Genomic DNA, 14,903 nt, shown 5'->3' with positions numbered 1-14,903 from the left:
GGTTCACACCACGCGGGGTGCGGAGGCGTGCTTGTCCAGGAACGTGGAGACGCCCGCCGCCCGCCGGTGCGGCAGCAGGACGCGGGCCGTTCCCGCCAGCATCGTCTGGATGCGGGACGACTGGACCTGCCCGAGCAGTTCCAGCACCCGCAGTCCGGCCGCCGCCGCCTCGTCGGGGCGGCCCCCGCGCGCGAGGTCGTCGGCCAGCTCGGCCGTGTACAGGGCGATGTTCCGGGTGAAGTGGGGGTCCTGGAGCTGGGCCGCGCGGTGCGCGTGGCGGGCCGCGCGCGGCCAGTCGCCCAGCGTCGACCAGCACTGCGCCTCCAGGCCCTCCAGCTCGGCCTCCCCGTAGAAGCTCATCCACTCGGGGTCGGCGTCCGAGGGGCCTCGCTCGTACAGGGCCTGTGCGCGGGCCAGTGCCTGTTCGCAGCCGGTGCGGTCGGCGAGCCCCGCCCAGCCGCCCGCCTCGCGCAGCGCGAGCAGCGACATCAGCCGGTCCGAGCCCACCGGGCGCCCCACCCGCTGGGCGGCCTGCGCGGCCCGCACCGCCTCGCGCGGGCGGCCCGCGTCCCGCGCGAGGAACGCCGTGTTGCAGAACGCGTGCGCCTCCAGGGCGGCGTCGCCGGTCATGCGTGCGGTCGCCAGGGCCTCCGCGTAGTGCGAGCGGGCGTCGTCGTACCGTCCCGAGTCATGGGCCAGCCAGCCCACCGAGATGGCGAGTTCACCGGCGCCCGAGTGCAGCCGCTCGGCGGTCGTCTGCCGGGTGGCACCGGCGTCCAGCAGCGCGTAGGCGGCGCGCAGCGGGGTCGCGGCGCGCCGGTAGAGGCCGTCGGCGCCGTGCCGGTCGTCCAGCAGCCGGATGCGGCGGACGGCCTCCTCCAGGGCGTCCGCGTCGCGGGTCCCCGCGCGGCGCGCGGGACGTTCCGCCGCGGTGGCGTCGTGAGCGAGCCCCATGGGGCTCAGTGAGGCGGCGGCCACCGTGGCGCCCCCGCTCGTCATGAATGCGCGACGCAGCACGTCGCTCTCCTCGTAGTCGTGGTGCGTGTCGTACGGGTCCTGCGTGTCATACGGCTCGTGCGCCCCCCCTGTCTCACCCGTGGCATATGCGGGGCTTGCGAGGTGCGCCGGGGGCGCGTCCTCGGAGGTGCGCGCCCCGCGTCCGCGGACGGACGACCGGGGTGAGAAGCCGAGATCGGTGAGCGTGCGGCCGGGGAACATGTGCAGGAACACCCGTTCGTACGCGTAGTTGGGGCAGCGGATCTCGCCCGCCTCGACCCGGCCCACATAGCGAGCGTCACAGCTCACCCGCTCGCCGATCTCGCGGGCGGCCCGGCGCACCGCCGCGGCGAACTCGGCCGGGGAGCGCTGTCCGCGCAGCTCCCGGAACGCGAGGTTCGGCCGCGGTGGCCGGGGGGACGGGGACGAGGTCACCTTTGACGACGCCATGGCCGGGTCCTCTCATGCGAACCGTCGAACCATGCCGGAATCGTGGTGAGTTGACCTCATCGTGGTTGATTTGCGGTACTGATCACCTGTTTCCGGCGGGCAAGAACGTACCTGCTGTGTCGGGCCCGCCATGCGGTGTTTGGCTACAAACCGGATATCTCATCCAGGATCTGCCATGAACTGCCATCCTTTGCGGCTGATTTGCGCCGTAGCCGTTGACACCGCCGGGCGTTGAACCCCATGGACCCGGGAGCCGCCCGACTCCCGGACCGCCCGTCGTAGGAGGGGTTCCGTGGTAGAGGCCGGGATGGAGACCAGCCGGAGCGGCGAGGCGTGGATGCCGCCGCCTTCGCAATGCAGTCAGGCGCCGGCCCCGGAAGCCGGCTGCGACCTCGTCACCGTGCCGACCCGGCAGGGGCTCGAAGCGGTCGACATCCTGCGCCGGGGCGCGGGCGACGGCATGGGGCCCGTCCTGCACGACGACGGCGACGACACCCTCGGCTTCGTCGTCCCGCCCGGGACCGCCGCCGCGTGGGACGTCCCCGGCAGCACGTGCACCGAGACCAACGGGCGCGGCCTGCGCCTGGACCCGGAGCCGCCCGTCGAGGGTTCCGACTGGCTCCTCCCGCCCGGCGACGGCGACCTGGCGACCGACCCCGCGGTGCTGCGGGCGGCGCTCGGCGAGGCGGCACGGCTGATCGAGGCCGCCGACAACTGCCGCTGAGCGCCCGGGCCGCCCGCCGCCCGGGATGCCGGACGACCACCCCCCCCGGGGGGCCTGGACGGGCCCGGCCGCCCGCCCCTTGCGACAATGGCCCCATGGCCAGGTCCCGCACCCCCCGACGCGCGTCCGCGACCCCGGAACCCGTCGTGGAGACGGTCGACGGAGGGCTCGCCGAACTGATGCCCGACCGGGACCGCACACGCGCGTGGACCCTGCTGATCGACGGAGCGCCCCAGTCGCACGTCGACCTGGACGACCCCGCGTACCTGTCCTTCGAGTACCAGCGCCGCCTCGGCCATGTCATCGACCTGACCGCCCCGCCCGGCAAACCGGTGCACGCCGTCCATCTCGGCGGCGGTGCCCTCACCCTCGCCCGGTACGTCGCCGCGACCCGCCCCCGCTCCACCCAGCAGGTCGTCGAGCGTGACGGGCCCCTCGTCCAACTGGTCCGCCGGGAACTGCCGCTGGACCCCCAGGCCCGTATCCGGGTGCGCTCCACCGACGCCCGCGAAGGGCTCGCCAAGGTGCCCGACGGCTGGGCCGACCTGATCATCGCGGACGTGTTCAGCGGCGCCCGCACCCCGGCGCACCTGACCTCCGTCGAGTTCCTCGACGAGGTCCGCAGGGCGCTGAAACCGGGCGGCTGCTACGCCGCGAACCTCGCCGACGGCCCGCCGCTGGCCCATCTGCGCGGCCAGATCGCCACCGCCGCCGCCCGGTTCGAGCACCTCGCCCTGGTCGCCGACCCGACGGTGCTGCGCGGCAAACGGTTCGGCAACGCCGTCCTCGCCGCCTCCGACGCCCCGCTCCCGATCGCCGAACTGACCCGAAGGGCCGCCTCGGACCCGCACCCCGGGCGCCTCGAACACGGCCGTCCGCTCCGGGACTTCACCGGCGGGGCGGCGGTCGTGACGGACGCGTCGGCGGTCGCCTCCCCGGCGCCACCACCGTCCGTCTTCCGCTAGGAACCGGCCACCGGCGGCAGTCGGCGACAGCCGCGCGTCAGTAGTTCTGGACCTGCACCTGCGGTGCCGTGTCGTGCCACGTGCAGAACACCGACACCCGGTCCGCGCCCGAGGAGAACTCCACCCGGATCCACGTCTCCGTCTTCCACACCTGCATCGACCAGCCCGTGGCCGGCGTCGCCGACACCAGCGTCGCGGACGCCTCGCCCAGCGAGAAGACCGCCCGGCCCCCGTCCGTGTCGTAGCTCTTCACCTCGCCGGAGGAGGGGGACAGAGAGGGGCTGGGCGTGGGAGTGGGGCCGGGCGACTTCGTCGGGGTCCTGGAGACCGTGGGCGTCGGGGACGGCACCGGGCGCTTCGACGCGGACGGGCTCGGCCGGGCCGTCGCGGACGCCAGCGGCTTGGACTCCTGTGTGGTCGCGTCCGCGGCCGTGATGGGCAGGGCGCGCGGCGGGTCGTAGGCGGTGCCCGCCATGACCGTGTGGACACCCCACCACGACAGCGTGACCGCCGCGCCCGTGGCGAGCAGCCAAGCCAGTACGTGTACCAGTCCTCTGCGCATCGCCGGTCATACTGCCTCACCCGCCCCACGCCTCGCACGCCGACCGCCTTGTCCACAGGGGGAGCAGGGGAGTTGTCCACAGGCCCCGATGCCGGTCGCCCGCATGGCGTACGGTGCGGCGCATGGCAAGTGTGCTCGTGGTCGAGGACGACCAGTTCGTCCGCTCGGCGCTGATCCGGCATCTGACCGACGCCGCCCACACGGTGCGGAGTGTCGGGACGGCGCTGGAGGCGCTGCGCGAGGTCGCCCATTTCCGTTTCGACGTGGTCGTCCTCGACCTCGGTCTGCCCGACCTGGACGGGTCCGAGGCGCTGAAGATGCTGCGCGGCATCACCGACGTCCCCGTGATCATCGCCACGGCCCGCGACGACGAGACGGAGATCGTCCGGCTGCTCAATGCGGGGGCCGACGACTACCTCACCAAACCGTTCTCCGTCGAACACCTCTCCGCGCGCATGGCCGCCGTGCTGCGCCGCTCCCGCGCCTCCGCCGGCGAGGCGGCCCCGGAGTCCGTGCTGCGGGTCGGCGGGCTCACCGTCGACCCGCTGCGCCGCCAGGCCGAGCTGGACGGCCTGCGACTCGACCTCACCCGGCGCGAGTTCGACCTGCTGGCCTTCCTCGCCGCCCGGCCCGGCCTCGTCGTCCCGCGCAAGGAACTGCTCGCCGAGGTGTGGCAGCAGTCCTACGGCGACGACCAGACCATCGACGTCCATCTGTCCTGGCTGCGCCGCAAGTTGGGCGAGACCGCCGCGCGTCCCCGCTATCTGCACACGCTGCGGGGCGTCGGCGTGAAGCTGGAGCCCCCCGTCGCCGAGGGGCCGCCGCGATGAGATGGGCCCTGGTCAAGGTCTGCCTGGCGGTCACCACCATGGTCGTGGTCGCCTTCGCCGTCCCCCTCGGTCTGGTCATCAAGGAGATGGCCCGGGACCGCGCGTTCTCCAACGCCGAACGGGAGGCCGCCGCCGTCGCCCCCGCCCTGTCCATCACCACCGACCGGGACGAACTGGAGCGGGTCGTGGCCTCCGCGGGCTCCGAGGACGGGATGGCCGTGCACATACCCGCGAGCGGCGCCGCCGCGGCCGTCGACATCGGCCACCGGCGCGCCGCGGACAAGGACGTGGCGACCGTACGGAAGCTGGGCCGCGCCTCCACCACCGAGGTGCCCGGCGGCTCCACCCTGCTCCAGCCGGTCGCGCTGAGCTCCGGCGAGATCGCGGTCGTCGAGGTGTACGTCCCCGAGTCCGAGGTCAGCAACGGCGTCGGCACGGCCTGGGCGGTGCTCGCCGGGGTCGGCGTCGCGCTCGTCGTCGGCTCGGTGGCCGTCGCCGACCGGCTCGGCGGACGAGTGGTGCAGCCCGCGCAGCGCCTGGTCGAGAGCGCGCACGAACTGGGGGAGGGCAAGCTGGGGGCCCGTGTGCCCGAAGAAGGGCCGAAGGAACTGCGGCTCGCGGCGGTCGCGTTCAACTCCATGGCCGACCAGGTCGTCCAACTCCTCGCCAACGAACGGGAACTGGCGGCCGACCTGTCCCACCGGCTGCGCACCCCGCTGACCGTCCTGCGGCTCAACGCGGCCTCCCTCGGGGACGGCCCGGCCGCCGAGCAGACCCGCACGGCCGTGGCCCAGCTGGAGCGCGAGGTCGACACCATCATCCGGACCGCGCGCGAGGCCAAACCGCAGACCTCGACCGCGAGACCCGGCGCCGGCTGCGACGCGGCCGAGGTGGTGCGCGAGCGGATGGCGTTCTGGTCGGCGCTCGCCGAGGACGAGGGCCGCAAGGTGCGCACGGCCGGCGTGGAGCGCCCGGTCCGCATCCCCGTGGCCCGCGCCGACCTGGCCGCCGCCCTCGACGCCCTGCTCGGCAACGTCTTCCGGCACACCCCGGAGGGCACCGCCTTCGCCGTCGACGTGCACAACGCCGAGGACGCGGTGATCGTGCTCGTCTCCGACGCGGGCCCCGGCATCACCGACCCGGAGGCGGCGATGGCCCGCGGACGCGGATCGGGCAGCGCCGGATCGACGGGGCTCGGCCTGGACATCGTGCGCCGCCTCGCCGAGGAGACCGGCGGGGACGTACGGATCGGCTCCTCCGTGCTCGGCGGCACCGAGGTGCGGATCTGGATACAGCGGGACGGGCGGGCGCCCGAGCGCCGCGGACACCGGGTGCGCCGACGCCGTACGGGCAAACTGGTCTCGACCTTTAACCGGCCCCGATCCCTCCCTTAAGCCAACCCTAAGATCGCCGACCGCCGTCCGGATCAGGCACTTTGCCCGATTCCGCATCGCTAGCGTGCTGCCGCACCCCACCCCCGAGAACGCAGCGAAGGCAGGCACGGCATGAGGACGCACCGGCGCAAGGTGAGCGGCAGGAACAAGGCGATCGGCGGACTGGTCGCCGCGTCCGTCGTCGGCGGCGGGGCGCTCCTGTTCACCGGGACCGCCCAGGCGGCCGGGGTCGGGGCCGCCTACACGAAGACCAGCGACTGGTCGACCGGCTACACCGCCCAGTACGTCGTCACCAACAACAGCGGTGCCGCGAAGACCGCCTGGAAGCTGGAGTTCGACCTCCCCACGGGGTCGAGACTGAGCTCGCTGTGGAACGCCGAGTCGAGCGTCAGCGGGCAGCACGTCACCGTGACCTCCGCCAAGTGGGACACCGACGGGCTGACCGCCGGGGAGTCCGTCACCGTCGGCTTCGTCGTCAACGGCACCGGCGACCCCACCGGATGCGTCATCGACGGCGCCTCCTGTTCGACGGACGGCACCGCGACCCCCGAGCCGACCGGCCGCCCCACCGAGACGGCGACCCCGACCGCCACCCCCACCGCGACGTCGACGCCCAGCCAGACCTCCACCGCCACGCCGACCCCCACCCCGACCGCGTCGGGCACCACCGGCAGCGGCACCACCACCGGCGCCGGGTTCGCGCCCTACGTGGACACCTCCCTCTACCCCGCCTTCGACCTCGTCGCGCACTCCGCCGCGACCGGCGTGAAGCAGTACAACCTCGCCTTCATCACGGACGGCGGCGGCTGCACCCCCAAGTGGGGCGGGGTCACCGACCTGGCGAGCGACGCGGTGGCCGCCCAGATCGGCACCCTGCGCGCCAAGGGCGGCGACGTCCGGGTCTCCTTCGGCGGCGCCTCCGGCAGCGAACTGGCGACGACCTGCTCCTCCGCGGACGCCCTCGCGGCGGCGTACGGCAAGGCCGTGGACGCCTACGACCTCACCAAGGTCGACTTCGACGTCGAGGGCGGCGCGCTGCCCGACACCGCGGCCAACACCCGCCGCGCCCAGGCGATAGCCAAGCTCCAGCAGCAGCACCCCGACCTGGACGTGTCGTTCACCCTGCCCGTGATGCCCGAGGGCCTCACCCAGGACGGCGTCAACCTGCTGGCCGATGCCAAGAGCAACGGCGTCGCCCTCGACACCGTCAACATCATGGCCATGGACTACGGACCGGCCTACAGCGGCGACATGGGCACCTACGCCGAGCAGGCCGCCACCGCCACCCAGGCCCAGGTCAAGAGCGTGCTCGGGCTCTCCGACGCCGCCGCCTGGAAGGCCGTCGCCGTCACCCCCATGATCGGCGTCAACGACGTCGCCAGCGAGATCTTCAAGGTCGACGACGCCGCCCAGCTCGTGGCCTTCGCCCAGTCCAAGGGCCTCGGCTGGCTCTCCATGTGGTCCGCCACCCGTGACAAGAGTTGCGCGGGCGGCGCGAAGAACTACGCCGACGCCACGTGCAGCTCGATCGTCCAGGACGCCGACGCGTTCTCGAAGGCGTTCGCCGCCTACAACTGACGCCGACCGAAGGCCTGTTCGGCCGACAGCGGCTCCTTGAAGAAACTCGAAGAAGCGGCTCCTCGGAGAAAAGGGGCGTGGCATCCCCCTCGGATGCCACGCCCCTCCCCCCGTCTCTGCGGCGGTTACACCTCGGTCAGCGGCGGCAGGGTGCCGGAGCGGGCCGCCTGGCCGTACCAGAGAGCGCTGGACTTCGGGGTGCGGGCGAGCGTCGTGTAGTCGACGTACACCGCCCCGAAGCGCTTCTCGTAGCCGTAGGCCCACTCGAAGTTGTCCAGCAGGGACCACAGGTAGTAGCCGCGCACGTCCGCGCCCTCCGCTATGGCCCGGCGCACCGCGCGCAGATGGCCGTGCAGATAGGCGATGCGCTCGGGGTCGTGGACCCGGCCGTCCGGGTCGGGCTTGTCGTCGTAGGCGGCGCCGTTCTCCGTGATGTACAGCGGCAGACCGGGCGCCTCACGGGAGTACCGCATGATCAGGTCGTGCAGACCCGTCGGGTCGATCGTCCAGCCCATCTCGGTGCGCTCGCCCGGGGTCTGGTGGAACGCGACGTCGTCGGCGCCCGGCCACGGGGAGTGCGAGCTGGCCCCGTGACCGTCCGCGCGCGGACCGTCCGTCACCGAGCTCGCCGCCGAGACCAGCGTCGGCGTGTAGTAGTTGAGGCCCAGCGCGTCCAGCGGCTGGTGGGCCGCGCGCAGATCACCGTCCTGGACGAACGACCAGTCCGTGAGCGACGAGGTCGCCGTGAGCAGCGTCTGCGGGTAGGAGCCGTGCAGCATCGGGCCGTGGAAGATCCCGTTGGCCAGGTCGTCGATCCGCTGCGCGGCGGCCAGATCCGCCGGGTCCTGCGAAAGCGGCCTGACGACCGAGGAGTTGAGGCTCACCGCGACCGAGTTGCGGGCCGGCATCACCGACCTGAGGGCCGTCGCGCCCAGCCCGTGCGCCAGGTTGAGGTGGTGCGCGGCGCGCAGCGAGGCCGCCGGGTCGGTGCGGCCGGGCGCGTGGACGCCGGACGCGTAGCCCAGGAACGCCGTGCACCAGGGCTCGTTGAGGGTGATCCACTGCTCCACCCGGTCACCGAGCGCCTCGCCGACGAGCTGCGCGTACTCCGCGAACCGGTAGGCCGTGTCCCGCTCGGGCCAGCCGCCCGCGTCCTCCAGTTCCTGCGGCAGGTCCCAGTGGTAGAGGGTGACGGCCGGCTTGATGCCCTTCTCCAACAGCTCGTCCACCAGCCGCCGGTAGAAGTCCAGACCGACCTGGACGGCCGGACCCCGGCCCGTCGGCTGCACCCGCGACCAGGAGATCGAGAAGCGGTACGCGCCCAGGCCGAGGTCCGCCATGAGCGCCACGTCGTCGCGGTAGCGGTGGTAGTGGTCGACAGCGATGTCACCGTGCTCGCCGCCGGCGGTCTTGCCGGGCGTATGGCTGAAGGTGTCCCAGATCGAGGGGGTACGGCCGCCCTCCCGCACCGCTCCCTCGATCTGGTACGCCGAGGTCGCGGCGCCCCAGAGGAAGGCGGGAGGAAAGGTCACCGGGGTCGCCGGTGTTGCGGGTTCAGGCATGGAAGCGCTCCCATTGGAGGTCGTGGAGACCGACAGTTGGTGGGGGAGAGGAGGGGAGAAAGGGGCCGAGGCGGCGGTGACCCGGCCCCCTGGGAAACGGGAGGGGCGACGAACGAGGCGGAGGTCAGCCCTTCACGGCGCCCTGCATGATGCCGCCCACGATCTGCTTGCCGAAGATCGCGAAGACCACCAGCAGCGGCAGCGTGCCGAGCAGCGCGCCCGCCATGATCAGGGACTGGTCGGGCGTGTAACCGCGGCCCAGGCCCGCGACCGCGACCTGCACGGTCGGACTGCCGTTCTGCGTGAGCACCAGGAACGGCCACAGGAAGTCGTTCCAGGTCTGCACGAACATCAGCATGCCGAGCACGGCCATCGCGGGCCGTGCCGCCGGGAACACCACGTGCCACACCACCCGCCAGCTGCTCGCGCCGTCCACCCGGGCCGCCTCGATGATCTCGTCGGGCAGCGCCTGGAGCAGGTACTGGCGCATGAAGAACACGCCGAACGCGCTGACCAGCGAGGGCAGGATCACCGCCTGGAGCTGGTCGGACCAGTCGAGCTTGGCGACCATCATGTACAGCGGGATCACGCTGAGCTGCGGCGGCACCAGCATCGTGCCGATCACGATCAGCATCAGGGCGCCGCGGCCCCGGAAGCGCAGCTTGGCGAAGGCGAACCCGGCGATCGTCGACAGCACGACGATCGTCACGGCCGAGATCCCGGCCACGATCGTGGTGTTGAGGAACGCCTCGCCCAGGTTGGCGTCCGTCCAGGCGATCTCCAGCTTGTCGAACAGGCCCGAGCCGAACCAGAACGGCGGCGGGGACTCGGCGAGCCGCTGGTTGTCCCGGGAGGCGGCGATCGCCGTCCACACCAGCGGGAACAGCGAGCCGATCGTGAACAGGATCAGGATCGCGTACCCGATCGGTCCCGCGTGCAGGGTGCCGCCGGCGCGCGCCGCCTTGGGGCGCCGGGACTTCTTGCTCTCCTCGGCCGGAGGTTTCGTCAGTGTCGTCGTCACGGCCGGTTCTCCTAACTACTGGCGCGCAGCCGGCGCGAGATGACGTAGTTGACGATCCCGATGACGATGAGGATCAGGAACATCGTCCAGGCGATCGCGGAGGCACGGCCCAGGTGCTGGTTCACCCAGCCCTGTTCGTAGAGATACAGGCCGAGCGTCTGGAACTGGTGCTGGGAGCCGCCCGAGGCGCCCTTGTTCGCGTCGAACAGCAGCGGCTCACCGAAGACCTGGGAGGCGCCGATGGTCGACACGACGGTGGTGAACAGGATCGTCGGGCGCAGCGACGGCAGCGTCACATGGAAGAACTGCTGCCAGCGGCTGGCCCCGTCGAGCGCCGCGGACTCGTACAGGTCCTGCGGGATGGCCTGCATCGCCGCCAGGTAGATCAGCGCGTTGTACCCGGTCCACCGCCAGATGACGATGGTGGAGACGGCGATCTGGGAGGCCCACTTCTCGTTCTGCCAGTCGATGTTGTCGACGCCGACGAAGTTCAGCGCCCAGTTGATCATGCCGTAGTCACGGCCGAACAGCAGGGCGAAGACCAGGGAGGCGGCGGCGATCGACGTGGCGTACGGGGCGAGCATCGCGACCCGGTAGAACGTCGAGGCGCGCAGCTTGTAGTTGAGGATGTGGGCGAGCCCCATCGCCATCGCCAGCTGCGGCACCGTCGAGATGATCCCGATGGTCAGGGTGTTCTTCGCCGCGTTCCAGAAGAACTCGTCGTCGAAGATCCGGGTGTAGTTCTTCAGCCCCACCCAGTTCATGTCGGTGGGCGCGGTCAGCTCCACCTGGTGCAGCGAGGCCCAGCCCGTGTACAGCAGCGGGAACAGGCCGAACGCGAGGAACAGCAGGAAGAACGGCGCCACGAAGCTGTACGGGCTCCAGCGGACGTCCCGCTGCCAGCGGCGGGAGAGCCGGGCCCGGCGGCGCTCGTCCGCCGAGTCGTGGCCCGGCGGGCGGGCCGGGGCCGCGCCCCCCTTCACGGGGGACGCGGCAGCGGTGTCGTGCCCAGTGGTCATACGGGTCACTGGTCCAGGGCGTTGTCGATGGTCTTCACGGCGTTGTCCCAGGCCTCCTTGGGCGACTTGCCCTGGGCGACGAGGATCACGCCGTTGTCGGTCAGGCCCTGCTGGATGATCTGGTCCTTCGGGCCGATCGTCTGCACGGGGATGTTCTTGGCGGCCTCGGCGAAGATCGGACCGATCGGCGCGTCACCGGTCATGTCGTTCTTCGCGCCCGTCACCTCGCTCGACGTGTACGCCGCCGGGGTGGACGGGAAGCTGCCCTGCACGCCGAAGAGCTTGGCCTGCTGCTCGGGAGCGGTCAACCAGGCGGCCAGCTTCGCGGCCTCCTCGACGTTCTTGCCGGACTTGGGGACGCTCAGGAACGAGCCGCCCCAGTTGCCGGACTTCGGGGCCTGGGCGATGTCCCACTTGCCGGCCGCGTCGTCCTTCGACTTGCCCTTGATGTAGCCGAGCATCCACGGCGGGCAGGACATCGCCGCGAACTTGCTGTTGGCGATGGTGGTGTCCCAGGCGGGCTGGAACTGCGTCTGGTTGCCCACCAGTCCGTCCTCGGCGGCGGCGGCCGTGAGGTCGAACGCCGACTTCACCGCGGGGTTCGTCTTGTAGATGACCTTGCCGGAGGAGTCGTAGAAGCGGTCCTTCTCACTGCTCAGGATCGCCTGGATGAGACCGCCGGGGGAGTCCAGGAAGGTGGTGCCCTTGGCGCCCTTGGCCTTGTACTGCTTGCCGACGTCGATGAACTTGTCCCAGCTGCCGGCCCACAGCTTGCCCACTTCCTCGCGGTCGGTGGGGAGTCCGGCCTCCTCGAACAGGTCCTTGCGGTAGCAGATCGCCATCGGGCCGATGTCGGTGCCGACGCCGACCGTCTGGCCGCCGCTGGTGGTGGCCTGCTGCCACTTCCAGTCCAGGTAGTCGCTGGACTTCGCGTACTTGGACAGATCGGTCAGCTTGTCCGCCTGCGTCCCGACGATCTCGGCGATGTTGCCGACCTCGACCATCTGGATGTCCTGCAGACCGCTGTTGGTGGTGAGATGGTTGAGCAGCGCGGGGTAGTAGTTCTCGTTGCGCTCGACGACCGTCTGCTGGATGTCGATGTCCGGGTGAAGCTTCTCGTACTCCTTGTACAGCCCGGACTCCTCGAAGCCCGCGGTGCCGAACAGCCCAAGGGTGATCTTGGTCTTGCCTCCGCCGCCGGACGACGAGCTGTCGCTGTCGTCCTTGCCGTCGTCGGCACAGCCGGCCAGCAGCCCGGCGCCCAGCGACGCTACGGCCGCGAGGACCACCACCCTGCTCCGGGCGGTTCGGGTACGTGCTCGCATTGCGTCCTCCTGTTGCCCTGACGTGCCGACCCCCCGGCCAACTGCATTGTTGGGCCCGTTAGTTCACGCTGCGGCTCGGGCGGGGAACGTGCGGGATGTGTATGTGTCAGGTACTGTGGGAGCGCTCCCACCAGTGATGAGTTGAAGAGTCGTCGGTCTCGGCGGGGGTGTCAAGGGAGTGGGCAAGGAGATATGTCTTCAGTTATCTGAGTGTTAACTAACGTCGAGGGACGGGGTCGGTGGACGATATCCGGCCGCGCCCCGAGCGGAGGCAGGCAGTCCGGGTGGACGCCGCTGACGGCGGCCCTGCCTGCGACGCTGATCCGGAGCGACGGCGACCGTGTCGGCCGCGACTGTTACATTCCAGGCCAGCGTGATGACGACGGTGGAGGGCGGAGCCAATGGCAAGCCACGGAGCGCGGGGCCGGAGCGGAGGCCGTCCGACCCTCGAAGAAGTGGCCGTACGCGCCGGAGTCGGTCGTGGCACGGTCTCCCGCGTGATCAACGGCTCGCCCCGGGTCAGTGACGCGACCCGCGCCGCGGTGGAGGCGGCGGTCGCCGAGCTGGGGTACGTCCCCAACACGGCCGCGCGCGCCCTGGCGGCCAACCGGACGGACGCGATCGCGCTCGTGGTGCCCGAGCCGGAGGCCCGGTTCTTCGCGGAGCCGTACTTCTCGGACATGCTCAAGGGTGTCGCCGCGGAGCTGTCCGAGACGGAGATGCAGCTCCTGCTGATCTTCGCGGGCAACGACCGGGAGCGGCGCCGCCTCGCCCAGTACCTGGCGGCGCACCGGGTGGACGGGGTGCTGCTGGTCTCGGTCCACGCGGACGACCCGCTGCCCGACCTCCTGTCCCAACTGGAGATACCCGCGGTGATCAGCGGCCCGCGGTCCGCCGCCGAGACGCTCCCCTCGGTCGACTCCGACAACTACGGCGGCGCCCGCCAGGCGGTGGAGCACCTGCTGGACCAAGGGCGTACCCGGATCGCGCACATCACCGGACGCCTCGACGTGTACGGTGCCCAGCGGCGTATCGACGGCTACCGCGCGGCCCTGCGCGACGCGGGCCACCCGGCCGACGAGTCGCTGATCGAACCCGGCGACTTCACCGAGGAGGGCGGCACCGCCGCGATGGAGGCGCTCCTCGCCCGCACCCCCGGCATCGACGCCGTCTTCGCCGCCTCGGACGTCACCGCGGCCGGCGCCCGCCAGACGCTGCGCGAGCGGGGCCGCCGCATCCCCGACGACGTCGCCCTCGTCGGCTACGACGACTCCGCCATCGCCCGCCACATGGACCCCCCGCTGAGCAGCGTCCGCCAGCCCATCGCGGAGATGGGCCGTCGGATGATCAACCTCCTCCTGAGCGAGATCGCCGACCGCCGCCCGGCGGCCTCAAGAGAGCTGGACCGCCGCCAGGTGGTCCTGGCGACAGAACTGGTGGCCCGGGCTTCGTCGTAGGGGCCGTCGGCTCCGCGGGGCGGTGCGGGTGGGTCACCAGCGCTGTGGGGGCCGCTGGGTCCGTTCCCGCCGTCCTTGCGGGAAGGAGCGGTTGGTGACCATCCGGACGACGCCCAGGATCACGGCCCCGGTGGCCCAGACGAAGAGGATGACGCCGACGCCGATGGCCGTGCCGACGTCGTTGGCGTCTTCGCACAGCTGATCGACGCAGCTGTCGCCTTCGCCGGAGGCGCCGTTGATTCCGGCGATCAGCCAGAGCAGCATGAGCAGGTTGAACGCCAGGACCACCCAGGTCATGGGGCGCCATCGGGGAAAGCGGCTGCGGCGGCCGGTCGGGGCTCGGGCCGGGGGCCGGGGTGGCGGCTGCCAGCCCTGATCAGGGTGATCCGACATGATGAGCCTCCCCTGTCGTGAATGGCTCATCTCTTGACGATACGCCGGTATCTGTCAGGTGGCCCAGGGGAGTTGGCGGGTGCTCAGCGTCAGCCGCCACAGGGTTTCTCCCTCGTGGGATTCCGTGGTGGGGGAGAGGCCCGCTGCTCGGGCCACTGCCGCTGAGGCGCTGTGCGACGGGTGGATGTGGGCCGTGATCGTGCGGACGTAGTGCCGGATCAGGTGGGTGACCAGAGCCCGGGCCGCCTCGGAGGCGTAGCCGTGACCCTGCCAGGGGGTGCCGGTGATCCAGGCGATCTCTGCGGTGTACCGGGCCGGGGTGACCGTGGCCTGGACCGTGCCGATCAGGGCGGCGTCGGCGCGCAGCCGCAGGACCCAGTTGTGCCAGGTGACGGCGGGGTCGTCGGAGCCGCTCACCAGGCGCTCGTAGCGGGTGCGCAGGGCGTCCGCGGGCAGCGGCTCGCCGCCGATGAACCGGTGCAGCGCCGGGTCCGCCAGGACGGTCGCCATCTCCTCGGCGTGCTCCGCGCGCAGGGGGACGAGGTCCAGCCGGGCGGTGGGGACGGGGCTGGTGGGGACGGGCACGGGGGCCTCTCAACTCCGGAGTTCCGTCAGGGGTGCGCCGAC

General features: G+C 71.8%; 14 protein-coding genes. 6 read left to right on the top strand and 8 right to left on the bottom strand.

What is annotated here, in order from left to right; genetic code table 11:
* Positions 1–3 precede the first annotated feature (3 nt).
* Positions 4–1,446 (bottom strand): hypothetical protein, encoded by a 1,443-nt coding sequence (locus tag ACIPSE_RS02840; protein ID WP_401656689.1) that lies wholly within the window; start codon positions 1,444–1,446, stop codon positions 4–6.
* Positions 1,447–1,753: 307 nt separating this feature from the next.
* Here ACIPSE_RS02840 and ACIPSE_RS02835 point away from each other — a divergent pair, with 307 nt between their 5' ends.
* Positions 1,754–2,170, top strand: a complete 417-nt coding sequence (locus ACIPSE_RS02835; RefSeq protein ID WP_401656687.1) for a hypothetical protein — start codon at positions 1,754–1,756, stop codon at positions 2,168–2,170.
* A gap of 95 nt (positions 2,171–2,265) precedes the next feature.
* Entirely contained in the window at positions 2,266–3,135 is an 870-nt protein-coding gene (locus ACIPSE_RS02830; RefSeq protein WP_401656685.1) for a spermidine synthase, read from the top strand.
* Between the two features lie 37 nt (positions 3,136–3,172).
* Here ACIPSE_RS02830 and ACIPSE_RS02825 read toward each other — a convergent pair whose 3' ends face one another.
* A complete protein-coding gene (locus tag ACIPSE_RS02825) occupies positions 3,173–3,697 on the bottom strand; it encodes a hypothetical protein (protein WP_401656683.1) in 525 nt (174 codons plus the stop codon).
* 122 nt (positions 3,698–3,819) lie between these two features.
* Between ACIPSE_RS02825 and ACIPSE_RS02820 the strand changes: the two genes are divergently transcribed.
* From ACIPSE_RS02820 to ACIPSE_RS02810, 3 genes are all read left to right on the top strand, one after another.
* A complete protein-coding gene (locus tag ACIPSE_RS02820) occupies positions 3,820–4,527 on the top strand; it encodes a response regulator transcription factor (protein ID WP_401656681.1) in 708 nt (235 codons plus the stop codon).
* Positions 4,524–5,921 (top strand): ATP-binding protein, encoded by a 1,398-nt coding sequence (locus ACIPSE_RS02815; RefSeq protein ID WP_401656679.1) that lies wholly within the window; start codon positions 4,524–4,526, stop codon positions 5,919–5,921. The genes ACIPSE_RS02820 and ACIPSE_RS02815 overlap by 4 nt, the downstream gene beginning before the upstream one ends.
* A gap of 111 nt (positions 5,922–6,032) precedes the next feature.
* Positions 6,033–7,499 carry a cellulose binding domain-containing protein gene (locus ACIPSE_RS02810; RefSeq protein WP_401656677.1) on the top strand — a complete coding sequence of 489 codons (1,467 nt, stop codon included), beginning with the start codon at positions 6,033–6,035 and terminating at the stop codon, positions 7,497–7,499.
* A 125-nt stretch (positions 7,500–7,624) separates the two neighbouring features.
* Here ACIPSE_RS02810 and ACIPSE_RS02805 read toward each other — a convergent pair whose 3' ends face one another.
* The 4 genes from ACIPSE_RS02805 to ACIPSE_RS02790 form a co-directional block, all read right to left on the bottom strand.
* Positions 7,625–9,061, bottom strand: a complete 1,437-nt coding sequence (locus tag ACIPSE_RS02805) for a GH1 family beta-glucosidase (RefSeq protein WP_401656675.1) — start codon at positions 9,059–9,061, stop codon at positions 7,625–7,627.
* A 124-nt stretch (positions 9,062–9,185) separates the two neighbouring features.
* Positions 9,186–10,082 carry a carbohydrate ABC transporter permease gene (locus ACIPSE_RS02800; RefSeq protein WP_401656673.1) on the bottom strand — a complete coding sequence of 299 codons (897 nt, stop codon included), beginning with the start codon at positions 10,080–10,082 and terminating at the stop codon, positions 9,186–9,188.
* An 11-nt stretch (positions 10,083–10,093) separates the two neighbouring features.
* Positions 10,094–11,101: a carbohydrate ABC transporter permease gene (locus ACIPSE_RS02795; RefSeq protein ID WP_401656671.1), complete on the bottom strand. Its 1,008-nt coding sequence runs from the start codon at positions 11,099–11,101 to the stop codon at positions 10,094–10,096.
* A gap of 5 nt (positions 11,102–11,106) precedes the next feature.
* The gene (locus ACIPSE_RS02790) at positions 11,107–12,426 is read right to left on the bottom strand and encodes an extracellular solute-binding protein (protein WP_401656669.1); all 1,320 of its coding nucleotides are present in this window, start codon (positions 12,424–12,426) and stop codon (positions 11,107–11,109) included.
* A gap of 401 nt (positions 12,427–12,827) precedes the next feature.
* On the opposite strand from ACIPSE_RS02790, the gene ACIPSE_RS02785 reads away from it, so the two are divergent.
* Positions 12,828–13,883, top strand: coding sequence for a LacI family DNA-binding transcriptional regulator (locus ACIPSE_RS02785; RefSeq protein ID WP_401656667.1), 1,056 nt, complete (start codon positions 12,828–12,830; stop codon positions 13,881–13,883).
* A 33-nt stretch (positions 13,884–13,916) separates the two neighbouring features.
* On the opposite strand, the gene ACIPSE_RS02780 is transcribed toward ACIPSE_RS02785, so the two are convergent.
* On the bottom strand, positions 13,917–14,180 hold the full coding sequence (locus tag ACIPSE_RS02780; protein WP_401656665.1) for a hypothetical protein: 264 nt from the start codon (positions 14,178–14,180) through the stop codon (positions 13,917–13,919).
* A 150-nt stretch (positions 14,181–14,330) separates the two neighbouring features.
* The gene (locus tag ACIPSE_RS02775) at positions 14,331–14,861 is read right to left on the bottom strand and encodes a GNAT family N-acetyltransferase (protein ID WP_401656663.1); all 531 of its coding nucleotides are present in this window, start codon (positions 14,859–14,861) and stop codon (positions 14,331–14,333) included.
* Positions 14,862–14,903: the final 42 nt, after the last annotated feature.

Origin of the sequence: Streptomyces sp. NPDC090106, assembly GCF_044747265.1 — a bacterium.
In the GTDB taxonomy this organism is placed as follows: Bacteria; Actinomycetota; Actinomycetes; order Streptomycetales; family Streptomycetaceae; genus Streptomyces.
Note: the sequence above shows the minus strand (reverse complement) of the source record. Positions and strands in the feature narration are given on the sequence as shown.